20 protein-coding genes and 1 tRNA gene are annotated in these 20,480 nt (G+C 67.9%); 5 read left to right on the forward strand and 16 right to left on the reverse strand.

From position 1 onward, the window contains the following. Window positions 1-12: 12 nt before the first annotated feature. Both GPX89_RS18730 and GPX89_RS18735 read right to left on the reverse strand, forming a co-directional pair. On the reverse strand, window positions 13-477 hold the full coding sequence (locus GPX89_RS18730; RefSeq protein WP_157388866.1) for a hypothetical protein: 465 nt from the start codon (window positions 475-477) through the stop codon (window positions 13-15). After that, window positions 474-1,898, reverse strand: a complete 1,425-nt coding sequence (locus GPX89_RS18735; RefSeq protein ID WP_157388867.1) for an APC family permease — start codon at window positions 1,896-1,898, stop codon at window positions 474-476. The genes GPX89_RS18730 and GPX89_RS18735 overlap by 4 nt, the downstream gene beginning before the upstream one ends. Window positions 1,899-2,142: 244 nt before the next feature. Here GPX89_RS18735 and GPX89_RS18740 point away from each other — a divergent pair, with 244 nt between their 5' ends. Then, window positions 2,143-3,630 (forward strand): glutamate decarboxylase, encoded by a 1,488-nt coding sequence (locus GPX89_RS18740; protein ID WP_157388868.1) that lies wholly within the window; start codon window positions 2,143-2,145, stop codon window positions 3,628-3,630. 43 nt (window positions 3,631-3,673) lie between these two features. On the opposite strand, the gene GPX89_RS18745 is transcribed toward GPX89_RS18740, so the two are convergent. The 3 genes from GPX89_RS18745 to GPX89_RS18755 form a co-directional block, all read right to left on the reverse strand. Next, window positions 3,674-4,981 carry an anaerobic C4-dicarboxylate transporter family protein gene (locus GPX89_RS18745; RefSeq protein WP_157388869.1) on the reverse strand — a complete coding sequence of 436 codons (1,308 nt, stop codon included), beginning with the start codon at window positions 4,979-4,981 and terminating at the stop codon, window positions 3,674-3,676. After that, a complete protein-coding gene (locus GPX89_RS18750; RefSeq protein ID WP_157388870.1) occupies window positions 4,978-5,712 on the reverse strand; it encodes a Type 1 glutamine amidotransferase-like domain-containing protein in 735 nt (244 codons plus the stop codon). Before GPX89_RS18750 ends, GPX89_RS18745 begins: the two co-directional genes overlap by 4 nt. A gap of 65 nt (window positions 5,713-5,777) precedes the next feature. After that, complete coding sequence (locus tag GPX89_RS18755; RefSeq protein WP_157388871.1) at window positions 5,778-7,934, reverse strand: S9 family peptidase; 2,157 nt, start codon at window positions 7,932-7,934, stop codon at window positions 5,778-5,780. Window positions 7,935-8,004: 70 nt separating this feature from the next. On the opposite strand from GPX89_RS18755, the gene GPX89_RS18760 reads away from it, so the two are divergent. After that, entirely contained in the window at window positions 8,005-8,220 is a 216-nt protein-coding gene (locus tag GPX89_RS18760) for a hypothetical protein (protein ID WP_157388872.1), read from the forward strand. A gap of 3 nt (window positions 8,221-8,223) precedes the next feature. Here the strand turns inward: GPX89_RS18760 and GPX89_RS18765 are convergent, their stop codons facing one another. Beyond that, window positions 8,224-8,436, reverse strand: a complete 213-nt coding sequence (locus GPX89_RS18765; protein WP_157388873.1) for a hypothetical protein — start codon at window positions 8,434-8,436, stop codon at window positions 8,224-8,226. 125 nt (window positions 8,437-8,561) lie between these two features. Between GPX89_RS18765 and GPX89_RS44695 the strand changes: the two genes are divergently transcribed. Beyond that, window positions 8,562-8,777, forward strand: coding sequence for a DUF397 domain-containing protein (locus GPX89_RS44695; RefSeq protein ID WP_328601988.1), 216 nt, complete (start codon window positions 8,562-8,564; stop codon window positions 8,775-8,777). A gap of 105 nt (window positions 8,778-8,882) precedes the next feature. Here the strand turns inward: GPX89_RS44695 and GPX89_RS18775 are convergent, their stop codons facing one another. The 5 genes from GPX89_RS18775 to GPX89_RS18795 form a co-directional block, all read right to left on the reverse strand. Beyond that, complete coding sequence (locus GPX89_RS18775) at window positions 8,883-9,842, reverse strand: alpha/beta hydrolase (protein WP_328601989.1); 960 nt, start codon at window positions 9,840-9,842, stop codon at window positions 8,883-8,885. A gap of 137 nt (window positions 9,843-9,979) precedes the next feature. Further along, complete coding sequence (locus GPX89_RS18780) at window positions 9,980-10,417, reverse strand: HIT family protein (protein WP_157388876.1); 438 nt, start codon at window positions 10,415-10,417, stop codon at window positions 9,980-9,982. A 140-nt stretch (window positions 10,418-10,557) separates the two neighbouring features. Next, window positions 10,558-11,979, reverse strand: coding sequence for an adenylosuccinate lyase (gene purB, locus GPX89_RS18785; RefSeq protein ID WP_328601990.1), 1,422 nt, complete (start codon window positions 11,977-11,979; stop codon window positions 10,558-10,560). A gap of 333 nt (window positions 11,980-12,312) precedes the next feature. Beyond that, on the reverse strand, window positions 12,313-12,918 hold the full coding sequence (locus tag GPX89_RS18790; RefSeq protein WP_328601991.1) for a TetR/AcrR family transcriptional regulator: 606 nt from the start codon (window positions 12,916-12,918) through the stop codon (window positions 12,313-12,315). Between the two features lie 69 nt (window positions 12,919-12,987). Further along, window positions 12,988-14,145 carry a pyridoxal phosphate-dependent aminotransferase gene (locus GPX89_RS18795; RefSeq protein WP_328601992.1) on the reverse strand — a complete coding sequence of 386 codons (1,158 nt, stop codon included), beginning with the start codon at window positions 14,143-14,145 and terminating at the stop codon, window positions 12,988-12,990. A gap of 677 nt (window positions 14,146-14,822) precedes the next feature. Between GPX89_RS18795 and GPX89_RS46420 the strand changes: the two genes are divergently transcribed. Then, entirely contained in the window at window positions 14,823-15,716 is an 894-nt protein-coding gene (locus GPX89_RS46420; RefSeq protein WP_157389182.1) for a M23 family metallopeptidase, read from the forward strand. A gap of 130 nt (window positions 15,717-15,846) precedes the next feature. On the opposite strand, the gene purD is transcribed toward GPX89_RS46420, so the two are convergent. Further along, the gene (purD, locus tag GPX89_RS18805; protein WP_328601993.1) at window positions 15,847-17,139 is read right to left on the reverse strand and encodes a phosphoribosylamine--glycine ligase; all 1,293 of its coding nucleotides are present in this window, start codon (window positions 17,137-17,139) and stop codon (window positions 15,847-15,849) included. A gap of 92 nt (window positions 17,140-17,231) precedes the next feature. On the opposite strand from purD, the gene GPX89_RS18810 reads away from it, so the two are divergent. Beyond that, on the forward strand, window positions 17,232-17,657 hold the full coding sequence (locus GPX89_RS18810) for an HIT family protein (protein ID WP_157388877.1): 426 nt from the start codon (window positions 17,232-17,234) through the stop codon (window positions 17,655-17,657). Between the two features lie 30 nt (window positions 17,658-17,687). Here the strand turns inward: GPX89_RS18810 and GPX89_RS18815 are convergent, their stop codons facing one another. The 4 genes from GPX89_RS18815 to GPX89_RS18830 all read right to left on the reverse strand — a co-directional run bounded on the left by GPX89_RS18815 (window position 17,688) and on the right by GPX89_RS18830 (window position 20,480). After that, window positions 17,688-19,151, reverse strand: coding sequence for a sensor histidine kinase (locus GPX89_RS18815; RefSeq protein ID WP_328601994.1), 1,464 nt, complete (start codon window positions 19,149-19,151; stop codon window positions 17,688-17,690). Next, the gene (locus GPX89_RS18820) at window positions 19,148-19,885 is read right to left on the reverse strand and encodes a response regulator transcription factor (protein WP_157388878.1); all 738 of its coding nucleotides are present in this window, start codon (window positions 19,883-19,885) and stop codon (window positions 19,148-19,150) included. Before GPX89_RS18820 ends, GPX89_RS18815 begins: the two co-directional genes overlap by 4 nt. Window positions 19,886-20,000: 115 nt before the next feature. Then, window positions 20,001-20,072: transfer RNA gene (locus GPX89_RS18825), tRNA-Thr, on the reverse strand. A gap of 165 nt (window positions 20,073-20,237) precedes the next feature. Continuing rightward, window positions 20,238-20,480 carry an MbtH family protein gene (locus GPX89_RS18830; protein WP_019931522.1) on the reverse strand — a complete coding sequence of 81 codons (243 nt, stop codon included), beginning with the start codon at window positions 20,478-20,480 and terminating at the stop codon, window positions 20,238-20,240.

A 20,480-nucleotide genomic window follows, 5' to 3' on the forward strand; every position in this document is an offset into this window, starting at 1 on the left:
AGGTCCTCCTGATCACTTGGCGGTATCGGGTTTCACAGTGTCAGCTTTCTTCAGATGACCCGTGGTTTCCAAGTACGCGGCGAGCTTGTCCGGGCAGTAGGTCTCGATGGCCAGCGCGGTGGCGGTGAACACGTCGGTGTCGGCGATGACGGGCCGGGCACCCGGTCCGGTCGCGCCATTGCTGATGGCGGCCTCGTAGCGGGCCTTGATCAGCGGGGAGGACGGGTTCGAGCACACCAGCCCGCCGTCCTCGCCCAGCGAGTCGGCGATGGTCTGCGGATCCGGCGCCGTGAATCCCGCTGCCACCAGCCGTGAGTGCAGCACCTCGGCCTTGCGCAGCGCCTCGTCGCTCTGGTGCTCGCGCTTGAAGATGATCACCCCGGCGACGGCCAGCGCCGCCAGCACCACCGCGACCGAGACGTACACGATCCGGCGTGACCGCTCGGACGCGTCCTCGAAACCGTACTCGTCGCTCATGCCAGCGCCTCCTGGGGGACGTCGGTCTTCCAGCCGGGTTTGCGGAAGCGCATGAACAGGTAGGGCACGAGCAGCCCGACCACACCCATGCCCGCCCCGATGAGCAGCACGTAGCTCAGGGCATTGCCGCTGCCGTACTGCGACGGCGGCACGAAACCGATGAGGAACGCCGCAATCGAGGCCGCCGTGCCGAGCCCGCACAGCGCGACCAGGGCGGGCGCCCGGTAGCCGCGCGGATGGTCGGGCTGGTTGCGCCGCAGGCGAATCGCGGCCACGAACATGAGCACATACATGATCAGGTACACCTGCGTGGTGATCACCGACAGGATCCAGTAGGCGCTCGACACGTCGGGGATGAACGCGTAGAGCAGCGCCAGCAGTGTGGTCACGACGCCCTGCGCGACCAGCATGTTCTGTTGCACGCCATGCTTGTTCACGCGGGTCAGGATCGGCGGCAGATACCCTTCCTTGCGCCCGATCAGCAGCAGTCCCTTGGACGGCCCGGCCAGCCAGGTGAGCATGCCGCCCAGCGCGGCGGCCACCAGCATGATGCCCAGCACCGGGGTCAGGAATCCGATGTGGAAGTGGTTGAAGAACCCGTCGAAGGCCTGCATGACGCCCGCGGTCAGGCTCAGGTTCTTCGACGGCACCACCCAGCTGATCACCACGGCCGGAACGATGAAGATCATCAGCACCAGTCCGACGGCCAGCGCCATGGCCTTCGGGTACTCCTTGCCCGGATCCTTCAGCGACGACACGTGTACCGCGTTCATCTCCATGCCCGCGTAGGACAGGAAGTTGTTGACGATGAGCACCAGGCTGGCCAGGCCGGTCCAGGCCGGGAACAGGTGCCCGGCGTCCATGGGCGCGGCCGACGGATTGCCCTGGCCCAGGAAGACGAACCCGAGCACCACCAGCAGCGCGCCCGGAATCAGGGTGCCGATGATCAGGCCCATACTCGACAGTCCCGCAACGGTTTTGGTGCCCTGCGAGGAAACGAACACCGCGACCCAGTAGATGGTGATGATGACGATGGCCACGTACAGCCCGTTGGCGGCCAGCGACGGATTGATGATGTAGGCGAAAGTGCTTGCCACATAAGCCAAGAGGCTCGGGTAATAGAAGATGGTCATGGCGAACTGGCACCACACCGCCAGGAACCCCATCGGCTGTGACAGGCCCTCGCCCACCCACTTGTACACGCCGCCGGTCCAGCCCGAGGCGAGCTCGGCGGCCACGAAGGCGGTCGGCAGCAGGAACAGCAGCGCGGGCAGCAGGTAGAGGAACACGCAGGCCAGGCCGTAGACCGCCATGGTGGGCGCGGCGCGCAGGCTGGCCACCGAACTGGTGGTCATGAGCGCGAGCGTCACCCACGACATGTATTTGGTGGCGGTCCCCGCTTTGGACATCGTGCTGGTCATCACCGGTCCTTTCCAGTCATTGCACCGAAAAACCCTGATATCCCGGCAAGATCCGCGGGCAGCCGATCGGCAACAACGATCACCCCGGTATCGATGGCGTTCCGATGGCCCATAGTGCTGAATAGTAACCTTTCAGCAACTATCTCTTGATTACGAAACGGTAGCTTGCAGAACCAGTTTCGATCTTGGATGGCTGACTACCATCGACACGGCAAATACCGCCGTGCGTTCGATCGGAGGCCCCATGACCGGCACCATTCAGCCCGACGACATCTTCGCGATGTCCAGCATCAAACGCTCGGCTCCGCACCGCGGCTTTCCCGAACACGAGATCTTCCCGCAGGTCGCCTACCAGATCGTCCACGACGAACTGATGCTCGACGGCGTCTCCCGCATGAACCTGGCCACCTTCTGCACCACCTGGGTCGACGACGAATCCCGGCGGCTGATGAACGAATGCCTCGACAAGAACATCGTCGACAAGGACGAATACCCGCAGACCGCCGAACTCGAACAGCGCTGCGTGCACATGCTCGCCGACCTGTGGAACTCCCCCGACGCGATGGGCACCCTCGGCACCTCGACCACCGGTTCCAGCGAAGCCGCCATGCTGGGCGGACTGGCGGCGAAATTCCGGTGGCGCAACCGGGGCGGCAAGGGCGTGCCCAACTTCGTGTGCGGTCCGGTGCAAGTGTGCTGGGAGAAGTTCGCCCGGTACTTCGACGTGGAGATCCGCCAGATCCCGCTGCGCGGTGATCGGTACACCATGCACCCGGACGATGTGGCCGCTTACTGCGACGAGAACACCATCATGGTGGTGCCCACCTTCGGCCAGACCTTCACCGGCCTGTTCGAGGACGTCGAGGGCATCAGCAAGGCGCTCGACGAACTGCAGGCGAAGACCGGCCTGGACATCCCCATTCACGTCGACGGGGCCAGCGGCGCCTTCCTCGCCCCGTTCTGCGCACCCGAAATCGCTTGGGATTTCCGGCTTCCGCGGGTGAAGTCGATCAACGCGTCCGGCCACAAGACCGGCCTGGCGCCGCTGGGCGCGGGCTGGGCGATCTGGCGGACCAAGGAGGACCTGCCCGAGGACCTCATCTTCGATGTCGACTACCTCGGCGGCAACATGCCCACCTTCAATCTGAATTTCTCCCGGCCCGGTGGGCAGGCCGTCACCCAGTACTACGAATTCATCCGGCTCGGCCGCACCGGCTACCGGAATGTGCAGACCGCCATCTACACCGCGAGCCGGCACCTGGCCAAGGGCATCGCCGAGGCCGGGCCCTTCGAACTCATCCACGACGCCGATCCGAATCGCGGCATCACCGCCGTGTCCTGGAAGCTGGTCACGGGCGAGAGCTACAACCTCTACGACCTGTCCGACCGGCTGCGCACCCGCGGCTGGCTCATTGCCGCCTACCCGCTGCCGGCCGACCGCGAGGACGAGATCATCATGCGGGCGGTACTGCGGCACGGCTTCACCACCGACATGGCCGATCTGCTGATCGCCGATCTGCACCGCAGCCTGAAGGTACTCGGCAAGCATCCGATGCAGAGCTCGCTCACGCGGGAAGAGGCGGGCGGGTTCCCGCACAACGCGCACGCGGTGGTGCCCACGCCCAAGGCGAAGCCGGTGCGCAAGCCCGAAACCGACGGCAAGACAGCCACTTCCAAGTCCGCGGCCAAGAAGGCGAAGACCCCGGGCAAGGCCAAGACCGGCAAGAAGTGAACTACCGGATCGACCGCTGGGTGGCGCTCATCCCGATTGCGCCTCAGCCGATCAGCGCGCCGAGCGGCACCCCGATCGCGATCGCCACGAGCATGAACAGCGTGTTCGGCAGCTGGAAGGAATGGTCGAGCACGAACCTGCCGATCCTGGTGCTGCCGGTCTGATCCATTGCGACGGTGGCGATCTGGGAGCCGTTGGCGGGCAGGATGTACATGCCCTGGCAGGCGGGCCACATGCCGGTGATCACCGCGGGCGAGAGCCCGAGCGCGATGCCGATCGGCACGATCGCCTGCGTGGTGCTGGACTGGCTGGTGGTCAACATGGCGACCACCGCCAGCGCCACCGCGAACAGCCACTTGTGATCGCTGACCGCCTGCCCCAGCCCGTGTTCGATCTGCTTCTGGTTCTCCGCCACAAAGGTATTGGCGAGCCAGGCCAGACCCAGCACCGCGACCGCGCCCACGATGCCCGGGCCGAAGATGGACTGCTTGGGCACCTCGGCGGGATCGGCCTTGCAGACCAGGAAGATCAGCACCGCCACCAGACCCATCACCAGCTCGATCGTGGTGACCACACTGAGCCGGTCCCCGCCCACCACCGGCCGCAGCCGGGAGAACAGTCCCATGGCTACCACCAGCAGCACTCCGCCGAGGAAGATGAGCGCCGAATTACGGGCGGCGGCAGGCAGTTTCGCATCCAGATCGACCGGCTCGGGCGGTTTGATGTGCTCCTCGGCCAGCCGCCGCCGGAACTCGGGATCGTCGGCCAGGTCCTTGCCCACCCGGGTCTCCACCAGCGCCGCGACGAACAGTCCCGCGATACACGCGGGCCAGGTCACCAGCAGGATCTTGCCCAGCGCGAACCCGTGCGGCTCCAGCAGCACCGCCAGCGACGCGGTGGCCGCCGAGACCGGACTGGCCAGAATCCCGGCCTGCGAGGCCACGGCCGCCATCGCCAGCGGTCGCTCGGGCCGCATCTTCTGGTTGTAGGCGACGCTGTAGATGACCGGCAGCAGCGCGTAGTAGATGAACCCGGTGCCCGCGCCGACGGTGAACAGGAACGACATGGCCGGGGCCAGGAAGACCACCGCCTTCGGGCGGCTCATGATCACCCGGGTGGCCTGGCGGACCATCCAGTCGGTGCCGCCCACGGTCTGCATCACCGAAGCCGCGGTCACCACCGTCATGACGATGAGGATGATGTCGACCGGCGGATTGCCCGGCTTCACATGGAATCCGAAGACCAGCACCAGCAATCCGACCAGGCCCCACGCGCCGATGCCGACGCCGCCGGTGCGCACACCGAGCAGGATCGCCAGGATGACGACCAGGCCCTCGATCGCCATCATCATGCGCTCGGTCCCGTCCCCGGGCCGCCCGTGCTCACCAGATGCCTTACCGGAATCGGGGTTTCGACCACTCGATCGCCCTCCGCGGCCACCCGCCACGCCCGGCCGTGGGCCTGCGAGCTCACCGCGTCGACCAGCTCCGTACCGTGAAAGTGCAGTGAGACCAGGTTGTCGATGGCGTAACCCGGTGGTAGCTCACCCTTCTGAATGGCTCGATGAAAGAGCGGCTGCCGCTGATCCTCCGCGTCGTAGTGCGGACAGCAGCTGCCGGCCAGCAGACCCAGTCCCTCGGGCAGGATCTCGAGCGTGGGGCCGTAGGAATCAGTGGTGCCGCCCTGGAACCAGCAGATCGCCCCGGCGCTGCCGCCGGTCATGACCGCGCCGTTCTCCCACGCCTCGCGCAGCAGCACATCCACGCCTTGCCGGCGCCAGACATCCAGCATGTTCGCGGTATTGCCGCCGCCGACGTGGATCACGTCCATGCTCAGGATGAATTCGCGCAGGTCGGTAATGCCGCGCTGGAACAGGCGCAGGTGGAACGGCGCGCAGCGGTCGGAGTTGTAGGTCTCGTAGAAACTGACCGTGTAGTCCGGATTGTCACCGGTCGCGGTGCCCAGGAACAGCACTCGCGGCTTCGGTTTCCCGGTCAGGCCGAGGATGAATCCGTGCAGTGGGTCACCGCGCCGGTCCATCATCGCTCGACCCGCGCCCGTGGCTACCACGTGACCGACCATGAATCCGCCCCTCTCCGAGGGAGATCAACGATTGCCGGTTCACATGGTAGCTACGAGATTGCCTGCTACCGATCCGCCAGGCCGACGGTGTCGAGGACCCAGGCGAATTCGAAGGCCACTTCCTTCCACTTCTCGTAGCGGCCGCTGACACCGCCGTGACCCGCGCTCATCTCGGTCTTCAGCAGCAGCTGCTGGTCGCCGGTCTTGGTGGCCCGCAGCTTGGCGACCCACTTGGCCGGTTCCACGTACAGCACCCGGGTGTCGTTGAGGCCGGTGATGGCCAGCATGGCCGGGTAGTCCTGCGCCGTCACGTTCTCGTAGGGCGAGTAGGACTTCATGTACTCGTAGACTTCCTTGTCCGCCAAGGGATTACCCCACTCGTCCCACTCGGTGACGGTGAGCGGCAGGGACGGGTCCAGGATGGAGGTCAGCGGGTCCACGAACGGGACGTTGGACAGGATGCCCGCGAAGAGGCCGGGGGCCATATTGGCCACCGCGCCCATCAGCAGGCCGCCCGCGCTGCCGCCGTCGGCCACCATGCGGTCGGGCGCGGTCACCCCCGTGTCCACCAAATGCTGTGCGACCGAGACGAAATCGGTGAAGGTGTTCTTCTTGGTGAGGGTCTTGCCGTGCTCGTACCAGAGCCGGCCCATCTCACCGCCGCCGCGCACGTGCGCCACCGCGAACACCGCGCCGCGATCCAGCAGCGACAGCCGCGCCACCGAGAAGTACGGGTCGATGGCGGCCTCGTAGGAGCCGTATCCGTAGAGCAGCAACGGCTTCGGGCCGGGGACGGCGTCCCGGCGCATCACCAGCGAGATCGGCACCCGGGTGCCGTCGGCGGCGATCGCCCAATCCCGTTGCTGCACATACTCGTCGGCGTTGTAGCCGCCGAGCACCACCTGCTCCTTGCGCAGCAGCAGCTCACCGGTCTCGGGCACGTAGTCGAAGATCTGGGTCGGGGTGATGAAGGAGGTGAGCCCCATCCGCAGCATCGGCTGCTCCCACTCCGGGTTCGCGCTCAGCCCGGCCGAGAACAGGGCCAGGTCGAAGTCGATGTCGCGCAGCTCGCCGTAGCCCTCGGCGGTCAACGGCCACACCGCGACCCGCGGCAGCGCCTCGCGGCGGTAGCTGAGCACCAGCTTGTCGGCGAAGGCGTCGATGTCCTCGAGGCGCACGTCGTCGCGGTGCGGAATGAGGACGGTCAGGTCCGACGGGTCCGAGAGCGGCGCCTCGGCCAGCACGAAGTTGACCGCCTTCACCCCGTCCACGACGTCGTTGTGCAGGATGAGCAGCTTGTCCTCGCCGCCGATGACCGCGTGCTCGGCCGAGTACTCCACGCCCTCGCGGCGCGGCATGAGCACCCGGAACTCGCCCTCGGGATTGTCGGCCTCCAGGATCCAGTTCTCACTGGTGATCTTGGAACCGGTCATGATGACCAGGTACCGCTCCGAACGCGTCGCGCCGATGCTGACCCAGAAGCTCTCGTCCGCCTCGTGGAAGACTCGGACGTCGGCGGACTGCTCGGTGCCCAGGCGGTGCCGCCACACGCTGTCGGGCCGCCAGGAGTCGTCGAGGGTCTGGTAGAAGACGTGGGTGCCGTCCAGCGACCAGGTCGCGCCGGGGGCGATGTTCGGAATCTCGTCGGCCAGCAGCTCACCGGTGCGCAGGTTCTTGAAGCGCAGCGTGTAGCGCTCGTTGCCGAGGGTGTCCTCGGAATAGGCGAGCAGATCCCCGGCGTGGCTGATGGAGTACGCGCCGAGCGCGAAGAAGTCGTGGCCCTCGGCCAGCTCGTTGGAGTCCAGGACGATCTCCTCGCCCGGGATCTCGACCTCGGCCTCCAGCTTGGGCGGGGTCCAGTCGTCGGCGTCGGCGATCGGGCAGCGGCAGTGCACGCCGTGCTGCTTGCCCTCGAAGGTGCGCGAGTAGTACCAGTAGTCGCCCATCCGGGTGGGAAGCGACAAGTCGGTTTCCTGGGTGCGGCCCTTGATCTCCTCGAAGATCCTCTCCCGCAGCGCGCCCAGCTTCGCGGTCTGCGCCTCGGTGTAGGCGTTCTCCGCCTCCAGGTACGCGATGACCTCGGGATTCTCCTTGTCCCGCAGCCACTCGTACTCGTCGATGAAGACATCCCCGTGGTGCACGCGCTCCTTCGGCACCCGCTTGGCGATCGGCGCCACCACCGCGCCGGTTACTGAGGTCGCGCTCCCACTGTCCAAAGCCATGGGGTCCACGTTAGTAGCGCGCCACCGCCGCGGACCCCCGACCCGGCGGTCGCGAAATCGATCCGCCGCGATGATCCCGAGAGCACGCGCCGGCTCCCGGCAGATCACCTCGGACTTCAGCTTCACCCCGTCGGCCCGGGATCTCGACTACCGGGAGACCGAGCATCGTGTCGACTATGTCCAGTTCCTGGGCATACCTGCGGGTTTCGCGATCTACATCGCGGCGTTCGTGCTGCTCATCGTGATGCGACTCCTGCACAAGAGGCGTACAAGAGCCGCAATCTGAGGGTCAGCGCAGCCGTCGCTGCCGCGCGCCGTTGGCGTGCTGATGCTGGTCGTACAGGTAGAACACGGCGGCCTTGCGACGAGCACACTGATCGGTCGGACAACTTCGGTGGATCCGCAGGATGCTGTGAGCCAGCTCCACCGTGAATCTCTCGGGAACCACCTCACAGCTGTCGGAGATGGGAGCAGCCCGCTGCGGGGACCATGGCGTGCGCACCACATACCTCCTTCCGCTGACAGAAGATGGAATATCCGATCCGAACCCCTCACAAACCCTGGCATTATGAGTGCGATCTACATCACCGACCAGTACCCGCTGGTGCCGTACAGGGGAGGCCGACAGTGGAAGCGAAAAATCGCGCAATCGACGCCGACGCGGTCTGGCGGCGTGGCGACGACCATGCCGACGGCGTCGAGATCGCCTTTCTGGCCAGTGGAAACATCGGATTACGGGACTCTCGCCACCCCGACGGGCCCGTTCTGATCTTCACCCCGGGTGAATGGGAAGCCTTCGTCGCCGGGGCCAAGGACGGCGAATTCAACCGGCCCGGAGCCTGATTCGAGGGAGCCCGGCTCGATCCGAGCCGGGCTCACCGGAATTCGTCCAGTGGGCTTGATGCGCCACCCCGACAACTCGGGACGGACAGTACGAATCGGTCCGGACTACGCGCCCAGCGCCCCGCCGATGGTCGGCCAGGACTCGTGCAGCGTGTCCTGCCAATACGACCAGGAATGCGTGCCCACCGGCGAGTGCTCCACCCGCGCCGGAATGTTCATCGAGCGCAGCCGCTGCTCGAACGCCGTCACGCAGGCGTCCACGCCGAATTCGATGGGCCCGCCGAAGAAGATGTTCTCCGGCAGCTGCGGTTTGATCTCCAGCTCGTGCGGACCGGGAATGCCGGTGCCGGTGGACAGGAAGATGGTCTTGCCGCGCAGCGCCTCGGTCAGCACCGCCGGATTGTGTTCCTGCCACGCGGGATCCGCCGGACCGCCCCACATATTGAACGGATTGCCTCCGCGGTTGGCGATCGAGAACGCCATCGCGCCCTGGGCGATCGTGGTGTCCGGGCAGGCGCTGTAACCCGCCACCGCGCGGTACAGCTCCGGATGCCGCACGGCGAGCACGAAGGCCGCGATGCCGCCCATGGACAGGCCGCCGATGGCGTTCACCCCGTTACCGGCGAAGTACCCGTCGATGATGGGCGGAAGTTCTTGCGTCAGAAAGGTTTCCCACTTGTAGCGGCCGAAGCGCGGATCGTCGGCCGCCCAGTCGGTGTAGTAGCTGGCCTGCCCGCCCATGGGCAGCACCACGTTCACGTTCTTGCCCTGGAAGAAGGGCTCCGCGTCGGTGGCATTGGTCCAGGTGCTCTGGGTCGCGCCGGGATCCAGGCCGTCGAGCAGGTAGTAGCTGGGGCGGTCGCCGCCACCGGCCGGATGCAGGACCTGGACCTGGATGGTGCGGCCCATGGCCGCCGAGTCGATGAAGATCGCCGAGCGGGTAGCGCTCAGCTGATCGACGCGGACCACCTCACCCGCGTGCGCGATGGCCGGTGGCGCGGCCACCGGGTACAGCAAACCAGCAGCGATTGCCAAAACAGCTGCGGCAACGAATCTTTTACGCACGCCCCACCTCCATCAGCCCACCACAATCGCATTCAAACGTAACTCGAGTGGCTGCTGTGACGCGGCGGAATCCGGTTACGGCGATCTTGGCGTGTCGTTGGCAAACCAGACGGTTCGCACATGGTAATGCCGAGTGGCTATGAATCGCCGGAGATTCGGGACAACACGCCCCGAATCGATCCCGCCAGGTAATCCAGGTCCGCCCGCGCCGGCGTGGTCGGCCGCGCCCGCAGCCCGAACCCGTCGCCCGGGGTGCGCGGAATCACGTGCAGGTGCACATGGAAGACCTCCTGGCCCGCCGTCACTCCGTCGGCCAGGAAGAAATTCACCCCGTCGCAGCCCACCTCCGACTGCCGCAGGCCCGCCGCGATCCGCTGCCCCACCTGAAACAGCTTGCCGCCCAACGCCGGATCCAGCTCGGCCAGGCTCCGCGCCGGCGTCTTCGGAACGACGAGCACATGCCCGGGCGTCACCGGCCGAATGTCCATGAACGCCAACACATCCTCGTCCTCGTACACCTTGGACGAGGGAGCCCGACCGGCGACGATGTCGGAAAAGATGGTGTAAGGATTCATGCCCGCAGCATAGAACTCCCCGCCGAACCGCCCGCGGCACCGGGCGACCCGGGCGATCGACCTCCGGACCACTCCCTACCGACCCGAACGCCCCCGGCTCCGTTCAGGAGCCGGGGGCGAGATCCAGAGTCGTTGCGTCCCTAGAGGATCGGGGCGGGCGTGTAGCGCGCCGCCTCCGGGTTGGCGTCCACCAGCTTCTGCACCTGGGCGATCACCTCGGCGACCTGCGCCTCGGCCGCGCCGATGAAGGCGGAGCGGTCGGCCAGCGCGGCGTCCAGGGCGGCCCGGTCCAGCGGCATGCGGTCGTCGGCGGCCAGGCGGTCCAGCAGATCGGGCTCGCGGCCCTGCTCCCGCATGGCCAGCGCCACCGCCACCGCGTGCTCCTTGATGACCTCGTGCGCGGTCTCGCGGCCCACGCCCGCGCGCACGGCCGCCATCAGGATGCGGGTGGTGGCCAGGAACGGCAGGTAGCGATTGAGCTCGCGGTCGATGACGGCCGGGTAGGCGCCGAATTCGGCCAGCACGGTCAGGAAGGTCTCCATCATGCCGTCGATGGCGAAGAAGGCGTCCGGCAGCGCCACGCGGCGCACCACCGAGCAGAACACGTCGCCCTCGTTCCACTGCGCGCCCGCCAGCTCGGCCGCCATGGACCCGTAGCCGCGCAGCACCACCTGCAGGCCGTTGACGCGCTCGCAGGAGCGGGTGTTCATCTTGTGCGGCATGGCCGAGGAGCCCACCTGGCCGGGCTGGAAGCCCTCGGTGACCAGCTCGTTGCCCGCCATCAGCCGAATGGTGTGCGCGAACGAGGACGGGCCAGCGCCCACCTGCACCAGCGCGGAGAGCACGTCGTGGTCCAGCGAGCGCGGGTAGATCTGGCCGACGCTGGTGAAGACATTGGCGAAGCCCAGGTGCCGGGCCACCTTCTGCTCGAGCTGCGACAGCTTGGCCGCGTCGCCGCCGAGCAGGTCCAGCATGTCCTGGGCGGTGCCCATCGGACCCTTGATGCCGCGCAGCGGGTAGCGGTCGATCAGCTCCCGCAGCCGGGTCAGCGCGATGAGCAATTCGTCCGCGGCGGAAGCGAATCGCTTGCCCAGCGTGGTGGCCTGCGCCGCCACATTGTGCGAGCGGCCCGCCATCACCAGCGTCTGGTACTGCGCGGCCCGCTCCGCCAACCGCGCCGCGATGGCCACACCGTGGTCGTGGACGTGCTCGAGCGAGAGCCGGATCTGCAACTGCTCCACATTCTCGGTGAGATCCCGAGAGGTCATCCCCTTGTGCACGTGCTCGTGCCCGGCGAGCGCGTTGAACTCCTCGATCCGGGCCTTCACATCGTGGCGGGTGACCCGCTCGCGCTCGGCGATGGACTTCAGATCCACCTGATCGATGACCCGCTCGTAGTCCTCGACCACCCCCGCCGGAACATCCACCCCCAGTTCGGCCTGCGCCCGCAGCACCTCCAGCCACAGCCGCCGCTCGAGCACGATCTTGTTCTCGGGGGACCACAGATGAACCAACTGCGGACTGGCGTAGCGAGTGGCGAGGACGTTAGGCACAAAGGTCACGTTGTGCCAGTTTACCGGCCGGTTTTCCACCGGTTTGCCCCAGCACCACCCAGCCGGAATTCTTCCCCCGCGGATAGCGTTCCAGCGCCGCCCCCGTGTCCCCGAGCGCCCCTCGGATGGCGTTTCAACGCCGGCCCCGAGTCCCCCCTCGGATGGGGTTTCAACACCGCCCCGAGTCCCCCGAAGGCCCTCTCGGATGGGGTTTCAACACCGCCCCGAGTCCCCCGAAGGCCCTCTCGGATGGGGTTTCAACACCGCCCCGAGTCCCCCGAAGGCCCTCTCGGATGGGGTTTCAGGGGCTTGCCCCTGAGAGTCCCCGAGAGTTGGGCCGAGTCATGCCGGTGGGGCGACGATGTCGATGATCTCGAGTAGCGCCCCCCGCGCCATGCGCCGGGGTTGCGGGTCGAGTTCACCGAGCGCGGTCACCACCGCCCCATCGACTACCGCCACCAGACGGCGGGCCTGTTCCGGGCGCACGATCCGGTCGGAGCGACGCAGCACGTCGAGCAGTAGCTCGTCGAGCTGCGCCCGTAGTCGTAGCTGGACTTCTCGTAGTTCGGGGTGGCGGGCCGAGGCGACCGAACGCTCGTAGCGGGCGATGAGCTGGCCGCGAGCGTCCTCGTCGTGAATCTCGGCGCCCACCAACAGGTCCAGCACCAGTTCGACGGTGGCCTCCGCGCCGCGGCGGCGGTGGGTCACCTCACCGACGCGCCGGCGCATGGCCTCCAGTTCGGCATTGCCGGAGAATTCGACCGCGCGGGCGATCAGATCCTCCAGCGATTCGAAGTAGTAGGTGGTCGATGCGAGCGGCAGATCCGCCCGGGTCGCCACCGAGCGGTGCCGTACCGCCTCGAAGCCACCTTCGAGCAGTAGCTCGGCGGCGGCACAAACCAACGCCTGGCGACGCCGTTCGCCTTTCGGAGTCGTCGCAGTGGTCACGGTGCAATCGTGCCAGTCATCGGTGATGCTGTGTTCATTTTGCCCACCGCGTTCAATCCGCTTGGCAGATCAGGCCAAATACCGTTCCAACCGGTCCAGTGCCTCTTCGATATCCGAACTCGCTCCGGCGAACGAGAAGCGAACGGTGTGGTGACCGTTTGCGGTATCGAAGTCGATGCCGGGGGCCAGCGCCACGCCGGTGTGGTCGAGCACCTCGGTGCACCAGCGCATCGAATCGTCGGTCAGGTGCGCGATATCCGCGTACGCATAGAACGCGCCGTCAGCGGGGGCCAGATCGGTGATACCGAGTTTGGGCAGACCTGAAAGCAACAGCTGGCGATTTGCCGCATAGCGTTGAACATGACCGTCCAGTTCGGCTTTCGCCTCCGCACCGAAGGCGTGCACCGCCGCAAACTGGGAAATAGCGGGCGGGCACACAGTCATATTGGAAGCCAGTCGCTGCAATGCGGGTCGCAGAGATTCCGGCACCAGCATCCAACCCAGCCGCCAACCGGTCATGGAGAAATATTTCGACACCGAGCCGATGACGACGGACTCGCGCGAGGTCTCCCAGGCCGAAGAAGTCGGCTCCGTGTCGTCGTAGACGATCCCGTGATAGATCTCGTCGGAGATGAGCAGCGTCCCGTGCTCGTCGCACCAGCGGGCCAGCGCCGCGAGCTCCTCCGGCGCGATCATCGTCCCGGTCGGATTGGCCGGGCTCGCCACGATCAGACCGGCGGGCGGCTCGGGCAGCGCCTCGAGCATGGCCACGGTCGGCTGGAACCGGGTCTCGGGGCCGCAGTCGAGCTCCACCACATTGCAACCGAGCGCGGTCAGCGTGTTCCGGTAGGCCGGATACCCCGGCCGCGCCACCACCACGGTGTCGCCCAGATCGAACGCCGCCAGGAAGATCAGCGTGAACGCCCCCGAGGATCCGGTGGTCACCACGACGTCCTCCGCACCCACCTGGACCCCGTAGGTGCTCCGGTGATGCTCCGCGATGGCCTCCCGCAGCGCCAGGATTCCGAATGTCTCGGTATATCCCAGCAATTCGCTGTCCATCGCGGCCCTGGTGGCCCGCAACACCGCCGCCGGCGCGGGCGTCGACGGCTGCCCCGCGGCCAGCACCAGCACATCTCCGTGTGTCCGGGCCCGTTCAGCTGCTGCTTTCCAGACGTCCATCACGTAGAAAGGTGGAATGGTCGACCGGCGAGATTCGATACGCACCCGACAGACGGTAGAGCACCCGCTCCCCCGGCTGTCCGGGAACGGTCGTGCGAATGCCTGAGGAGGCCGCTGTGCAGGGGGGACCAGCAACCACCGGGAACACCCCGGAGGCCGACCCACACCCACCCGAGCCCACCCCGCCCGCCCGCACCGACGGCCGCACGCCGAAGCGCCTGGCCCGGACCATCCTCCGGAGGCGGCCCACCGAACCAGCGCCACCACGCCCCGGCATCGAGGAAGCGAGCTCCGGCCCCCGGGTGAAGTCCACCGACCGCATGAGCAGCCGTGCGCGGTCGCGGTCCCGCACCGACGACGAAGCGGTGGACAGTGATCTCGCTGACCGGGACAACGCGGTGAGCGAGAAGGCCGACGCTCTCAACGGGGCAGCCATGTCCGAAGACGGACACGACCGGCAATCCACAGCGGCTCGAGCGGGGCGAGACGACTCGTTCCGCGCAGAAGACGACGAAGCGGATGACGATCCCTCCCTACTGGAGGAAGACTCGCCGGGAGCCGAGGCGCGAGCGCGGAAGTGGATGCGGCGCGGCGGGTCTCGGGCGATGGACAGCTATACGCCCGGGGTGCGATCACAGCTGATCTCCGTCAGCGAGCCGTCTCCGGTACGGGACGCGCTGAATCGGGCTGGTCGGTTGGTCCTCCGGCTCGTGGCACAGGCCATGGCGTGGCTGCGCGTGTACGCGCCCATCGCGCGGTATCGAGCGGTCGAACTCTGGGGGCAGCGGCCACGGTCACGTGCCGAGGCCGTCGAGTTGGCGCGCCGCGGGCGGGCCGAGGCGCGGAAGCGATGGCCGGTGGTGCGGGCGTGGGGCATTCGGCATCGGGTGCTGATCGGCGGGGTGGTCGCGGTGCTGGTGTTCGCGAGCGCGGATGGGACGCTGGGGCTGATTCCCAGCGATGCCGCGGTGAGTCCCGATGTGGCGCTGCGGGTTCCGGTGCGGTATCCGCTGCAGGTGCAGGCCGCGCCGGAGACCTCGAAGCGGTATCTGGACGCCATCAACAACGGTGAGCGGCTGCGGGAGCAGGCGGTGGTCTCGGCCGCCGCGGCGGCCACGCTGGAGCGCGCCAAGGCGGAGGCCGCGGCGGCGGTGGCCGGGCAGCCGCAGCCATGGATGACGCCCGCGCCGGACAGCTCGCTGCCGCCGGGGTTCGTGATTCCGGGGGTGGGCGGTTACGCGCTGCCCGCCAAGGGCGTGTTCACGTCCGGATTCGGCGCGCGCTGGGGCACCTTCCACGCGGGCATCGATATCGCGGCCCCGCTGGGTTCACCGATCTACGCGGTGGCGGCCGGCACCGTCATCGACGCGGGACCGGCGCAGGGCTTCGGGCTGTGGGTGCGCATCCGCCACGACGACGGCACCATCTCGGTGTACGGGCACATGTACGACTTCTCGGTGTCGGTCGGTGAGCGGGTTCCGGCGGGCCTGCAGATCGCCCGCATCGGCAACCGGGGCGACTCCACCGGCCCGCACCTGCATTTCGAGATCATCATCAACGGCCAGCACGTGGACCCGCAGCCGTGGCTGGCCCAGCACGGCATCATCGTCGGCTAGGCCAGGCCGCGCGTGAAGTTCGAATGCCAGCGCGACAACTGATCTCGTGCCGACCGGGGTAACTCCCCGGGTACCCCCAAAATCGGTTCGCCCGGAACCGCCGGTCCGCGTGCCCAGCGGCACACGGCTCTCAGCCGTGCGCTGAAGTTCCGGGGATGCTGATCCGTCCCTCTTCGGCGGCCAGGGCGATGTCGGTGCGGAAGTGGCCGCCCGGCAGCTTGATTCCGGCGAGCCGGTCGTAGGCGTTCCGGCGGGCCTCGGCGAGATCCGCGCCCTGGCCGACGATGGCGAGCACGCGACCGCCCGCGGAGACCAGCGCACCGTCCTCGCGCTGGGCGGTGCCGGCGTGCAGCACCTCGGATTCGACTCCGGTGCCGGTGGATTCGGCGCCGGTGATGACGTCGCCGCTGCGCGGACGGGCCGGGTAGTTCTCGGCGGCCAGCACCACGGTGACGGCCGCGCCGTCCTTCCAGCGCGGCGGGGCGACCTTGTCGAGGGTGCCGGTGGCGGTCGCGTACAGCAGTTCGCCGAGCGGGCTGTCGAGCATGGTCAGCACGGCCTGGGTCTCGGGATCGCCGAAGCGGCAGTTGAATTCGATGACCGCGGGTCCGGCCTGACCGACGGCGAGCCCGGCGTAGAGCAGGCCGCTGAACGGCACGCCACGGCGGACCATCTCGGCCGCAACGGGTTTCACGACGTCGTCGACGATCGCTCGCAGGGTCTCGGCCGGCAGCCACGGCAGCGGCGTGTACGCGCCCATGCCGCCGGTGTTGGGCCCGGTGTCGCCGTCGCCCACGCGCTTGTGGTCCTGGGCGGGCAGCAGCGGCACCACGGTCTCGCCGTCGACGAGGCAGAACAGCGACACCTCGGGGCCGTCGAGGAAGGACTCCAGCAGCACCGGGTGGCCCTGCTCGAGCAGTTCGGCGCCGTGTTCGCGGGCCACCGAGCGGTCGGCGGTCACCACGACGCCCTTGCCCGCGGCCAGCCCGTCGTCCTTGACCACCCAGGTCGGGCCGAAACGATCCAGCGCGGCATCCAATTCGCCCGGGTGATCGACGATCTCGCTGTGCGCGGTGCGCACCCCGGCGGCGTTCATGACGTCCTTGGCGAAGGCCTTCGAGCCCTCGATCTTGGCGGCCTCGGCCGAGGGGCCGAAGGTCGGGATGCCGACGGCGCGCACGGCATCGGCCACGCCGAGCACCAGCGGCACCTCGGGACCGACCACCACGAGATCGACGTTCAGCTCCTGCGCCAGCGCCGCGACCTCCGTCCCGGAGGTGGCGTCCACCGCGCGCACCTCGGCGTGCTGGGCGATGCCCGCGTTGCCGGGCGCGGCATAGACCGCGGACACCGCCGGGTCCTTGCGCAGGGCCAGGACGAGGGCATGTTCACGGGCTCCGGAACCGATCACGAGTACGCGCACGGCAGACAGCTTAAAGGGCTGGGCCCGCGCAATCGGTAGGGGTCCGTAGTGCGTTCACGCGGGGCTCTCCTTCCCCGCGTAGTGTCCCCAGCATGGCTTCTGTTTTCTCGGCAATCATCGACGGTCAGCTGCCGGGCCGATTCGTCTGGGAGGACGACGAATTCGTCGCTTTCCTGACGATCGCCCCGGTCACGCAGGGGCACACCCTGATCGTGCCGCGCAAGGAGATCGACCAGTGGCAGGACGTCGATCCGGGCACCTTCGCCCGCATGAACGAGGTCGCCCAGAAGATCGGCAAGGCGGTGCGCGCCGCGTGGGACGCCCCGCGCGCGGGCCTGCTCATCGCCGGCCTCGAGGTGCCGCACCTGCACCTGCACGTCTTCCCGGCCTTCGAACTCGGCAACTTCGACATCACCGGCGCCGACCCGGAACCCAGCAAGGAATCCCTGGACGAGGCCCAGGCCATGATCAAGCAGGCCCTGCGCGACCTCGGCTACGCCGCCAACGTCCCCGAGTAGGACGTCCGCCGGGGTCGCATGCCCCCGGCATCACCTGGCGTCGCGGGGCAGCCGGACGGTGAAGGTGGTCCCCTCGCCCGGCGCGCTGGTCACCGACACCCGCCCGCCGTGCGCGGCGACCAGCGCCTGCACGATCGACAGTCCCAGTCCCGTGCCGCCGCTCTCCCGGCTGCGCGAGGCGTCGGCGCGATAGAAGCGTTCGAAGACCCGCTCGGCCTGTTCGGGATCCAGTCCGGGCCCGGTGTCGGCGACCTCGATGAGCACCTCGTCCTCGGCCGGGGTCAGCCGCACCGTCACCTCGGCGTCGGCGGGCGTGTGCACCAGCGCGTTGTTGATCAGATTGCCCAGCACCTGCCGCAGCCGCGTCTCGTCGCCGAGCATCTCCAGAGTGCCGGGCCCGGGCCGGATTTCGAGGTCGATCTTGCGTTCGGGCCCGTCCGCGCGCTGGGCCGCCGCCAGCGCCCGCGCGCTGTGCACGGCATCGCTGGCCAGCATGAGCAGGTCCAGGGGCCGCCGTTCCACGGGCCGTTGCGCGTCCAGCCGGGCCAGCATGAGCAGGTCCTCGATCAACAGCCCCATCCGCTTGGATTCGCGTTCGATGCGATCCATGAGCATCTCCGGATCGGTGATCGCGCCCTGCCGGTACAGCTCCGAGAAACCCTTGATGGTGGTCAGCGGCGTGCGCAGTTCGTGGCTGGCGTCGGCCACGAAGCGCCGCATCTGCGCCTCGGAGCGCCGCGCCGCCTCCTCGGAGGCCTCGGTGGCCGCGAAGGCCTGCTGGATCTGGGTCAGCATGGTGTTCAACGACTGGGAGAGGTGATCGACCTCGGTGTCGGTGCCGCGCACCGGAACTCGCTGATGCAGATCCCCGCCCGCGATGGCGGCCGCGGTCCGCTCGACCTCCCGCAACGGCCGCAGACTGCGCCGGATCACGATGCGCGCCACCGCGGCCAGCGCGGCCAGCACCAGCGCGCCGATCACCAACTGCAGCACGATCAGCTTGTCCAGCAGCGAATTCGTCTCGTCCATGCGCAATGCGATGGTGCTGGAGCCGTATTCGTTGACGGTCCGCAGCACCCGCCATTCCTCGGTCGAGGCGCCGATCGAGCCCACGGTCCGCGGCCGGGTGCCGATATTCGCGGGCACCTCGGGCTGCTGCGCGCCCGCCGACAGGCTCAGCGTGATCTGCCCGGACGTGTCCTGCACCTGCACCCAGTACAGGTGCGGCGGCCGCTCGCGCCCGCGCACGGTGGGCAGCGGTTCGGGCCGTTGCGCGCCGGGCGCGGCCCAGCTGTGGGCGGCGTCGTAGAGCTGCCGATCGATGCGCTCCACCAGCACATTCCGCATGAGCGAGGTGACCGCGATGCCGGACACCAGCAGCCCGAACCCGACCAGCGAGACCAGCGCCAGCACCAGGGTGGTGCGCAACGGCACGGCCGCGAGCCGGTCCGCGACCTTTCCTCGAAAACTTCGCGCCGCCTCGGCCGCGTTCACCCGGCCGCCGTCTTACCGCGCGGCTCCCGCATGACGTATCCGACCCCGCGCAGGGTGTGGATCAGCCGATCCGGCCCGGTGTCGACCTTCTTGCGCAGATAGGACACATACGTTTCGACCACCCCGACCTCGCCGCCGAAGTCGTAGCGCCACACGTGATCCAGGATCCGCGGCTTGCTCAGCACCGTGCCCGCGTTGACCAGGAAGTACCGCAGCAGCGTGAATTCGGTGGGCGACAGGGAAACCGGGTCCCCGGCCTTCCATACCTCATGGGTGTCGTCGTCGAGTTCGATATCGGCGAAGCGCAGCCGCGAGGACTTGGTCTCGGGCGCGGACCGTCCCGCGCGCCGCAGGATCACCCGCAGCCGCGCCACCACCTCTTCGAGGCTGAAGGGTTTGGTGACGTAATCGTCGGCGCCGAGGGTCAATCCGGTGATCTTGTCGTCGACGTCGTCGCGCGCGGTCAGGAACAGCACGGGCGAGTCGATGCCGTCGGCCCGTAGCCGTCGCAGCAGCCCGAACCCGTCCATCCCCGGCATCATCACATCGATGATCAGCGCGTCGGGCCGGAAGGTCTTCGCCTTGTCCAGCCCTTCGGTGCCGCTGGCGGCACTGGCGACCTCGAACCCCTGATACCGGAGACTGACCGACAGCAGCTCGACGATCATCGGCTCGTCGTCCACGACGAGCACCCTCGCCTCGGGTTCACGCGACTGCGCGGGCACACCTGTCATGAGGTCATATTCTGCGCCGCACCCGCGAGAACGCTGGCCCTTCCCTGGGAGTTTCCTGGGAACACCCGGAGAAACGACGAACGCCGGTCGATGATCGACCGGCGTTCGTCTGCCGAGCCCCCTGTCAGGATTGAACTGACGACCTTCGCTTTACAAGAGCGGTGCTCTACCACTGAGCTAAGGAGGCGGAAAGCGGAGCCCATCATAACCGGGGTGGCCGGCTGCGCGGAAAAGCCGGCTTCCCGATCAGAACGATGCGGCGCGGCGGACCGGAGCGCGACCGGTGACGCTTGTGGCGTCGGCCGGTCGCGGTCGGAAACCGTTCGCGCAGTATCGGACTAACCGCAGGGTGTCAGGACTGCGCCGCCTGACGTGCCGCGTCGTCCGCCGCCATGGCGTCACGCAGGCTCTTCGGCCGCATATCGGTCCAGTTTTTCTCGACATACTCGACGCACGCGGCGCGGGAGTCCTCGCCGAAAACGACTCGCCAACCCGCCGGAACCTCGGCGAAGGCCGGCCACAGGGAGTGCTGTTCCTCATCGTTGACCAGGACGAAGAACCGGCCGTCTTCGTCATCGAAGGGATTGGTGCTCAT

This window comes from Nocardia terrae, from assembly GCF_009760405.1.
Taxonomy (GTDB): Bacteria; Actinomycetota; Actinomycetes; order Mycobacteriales; family Mycobacteriaceae; genus Nocardia; species Nocardia terrae.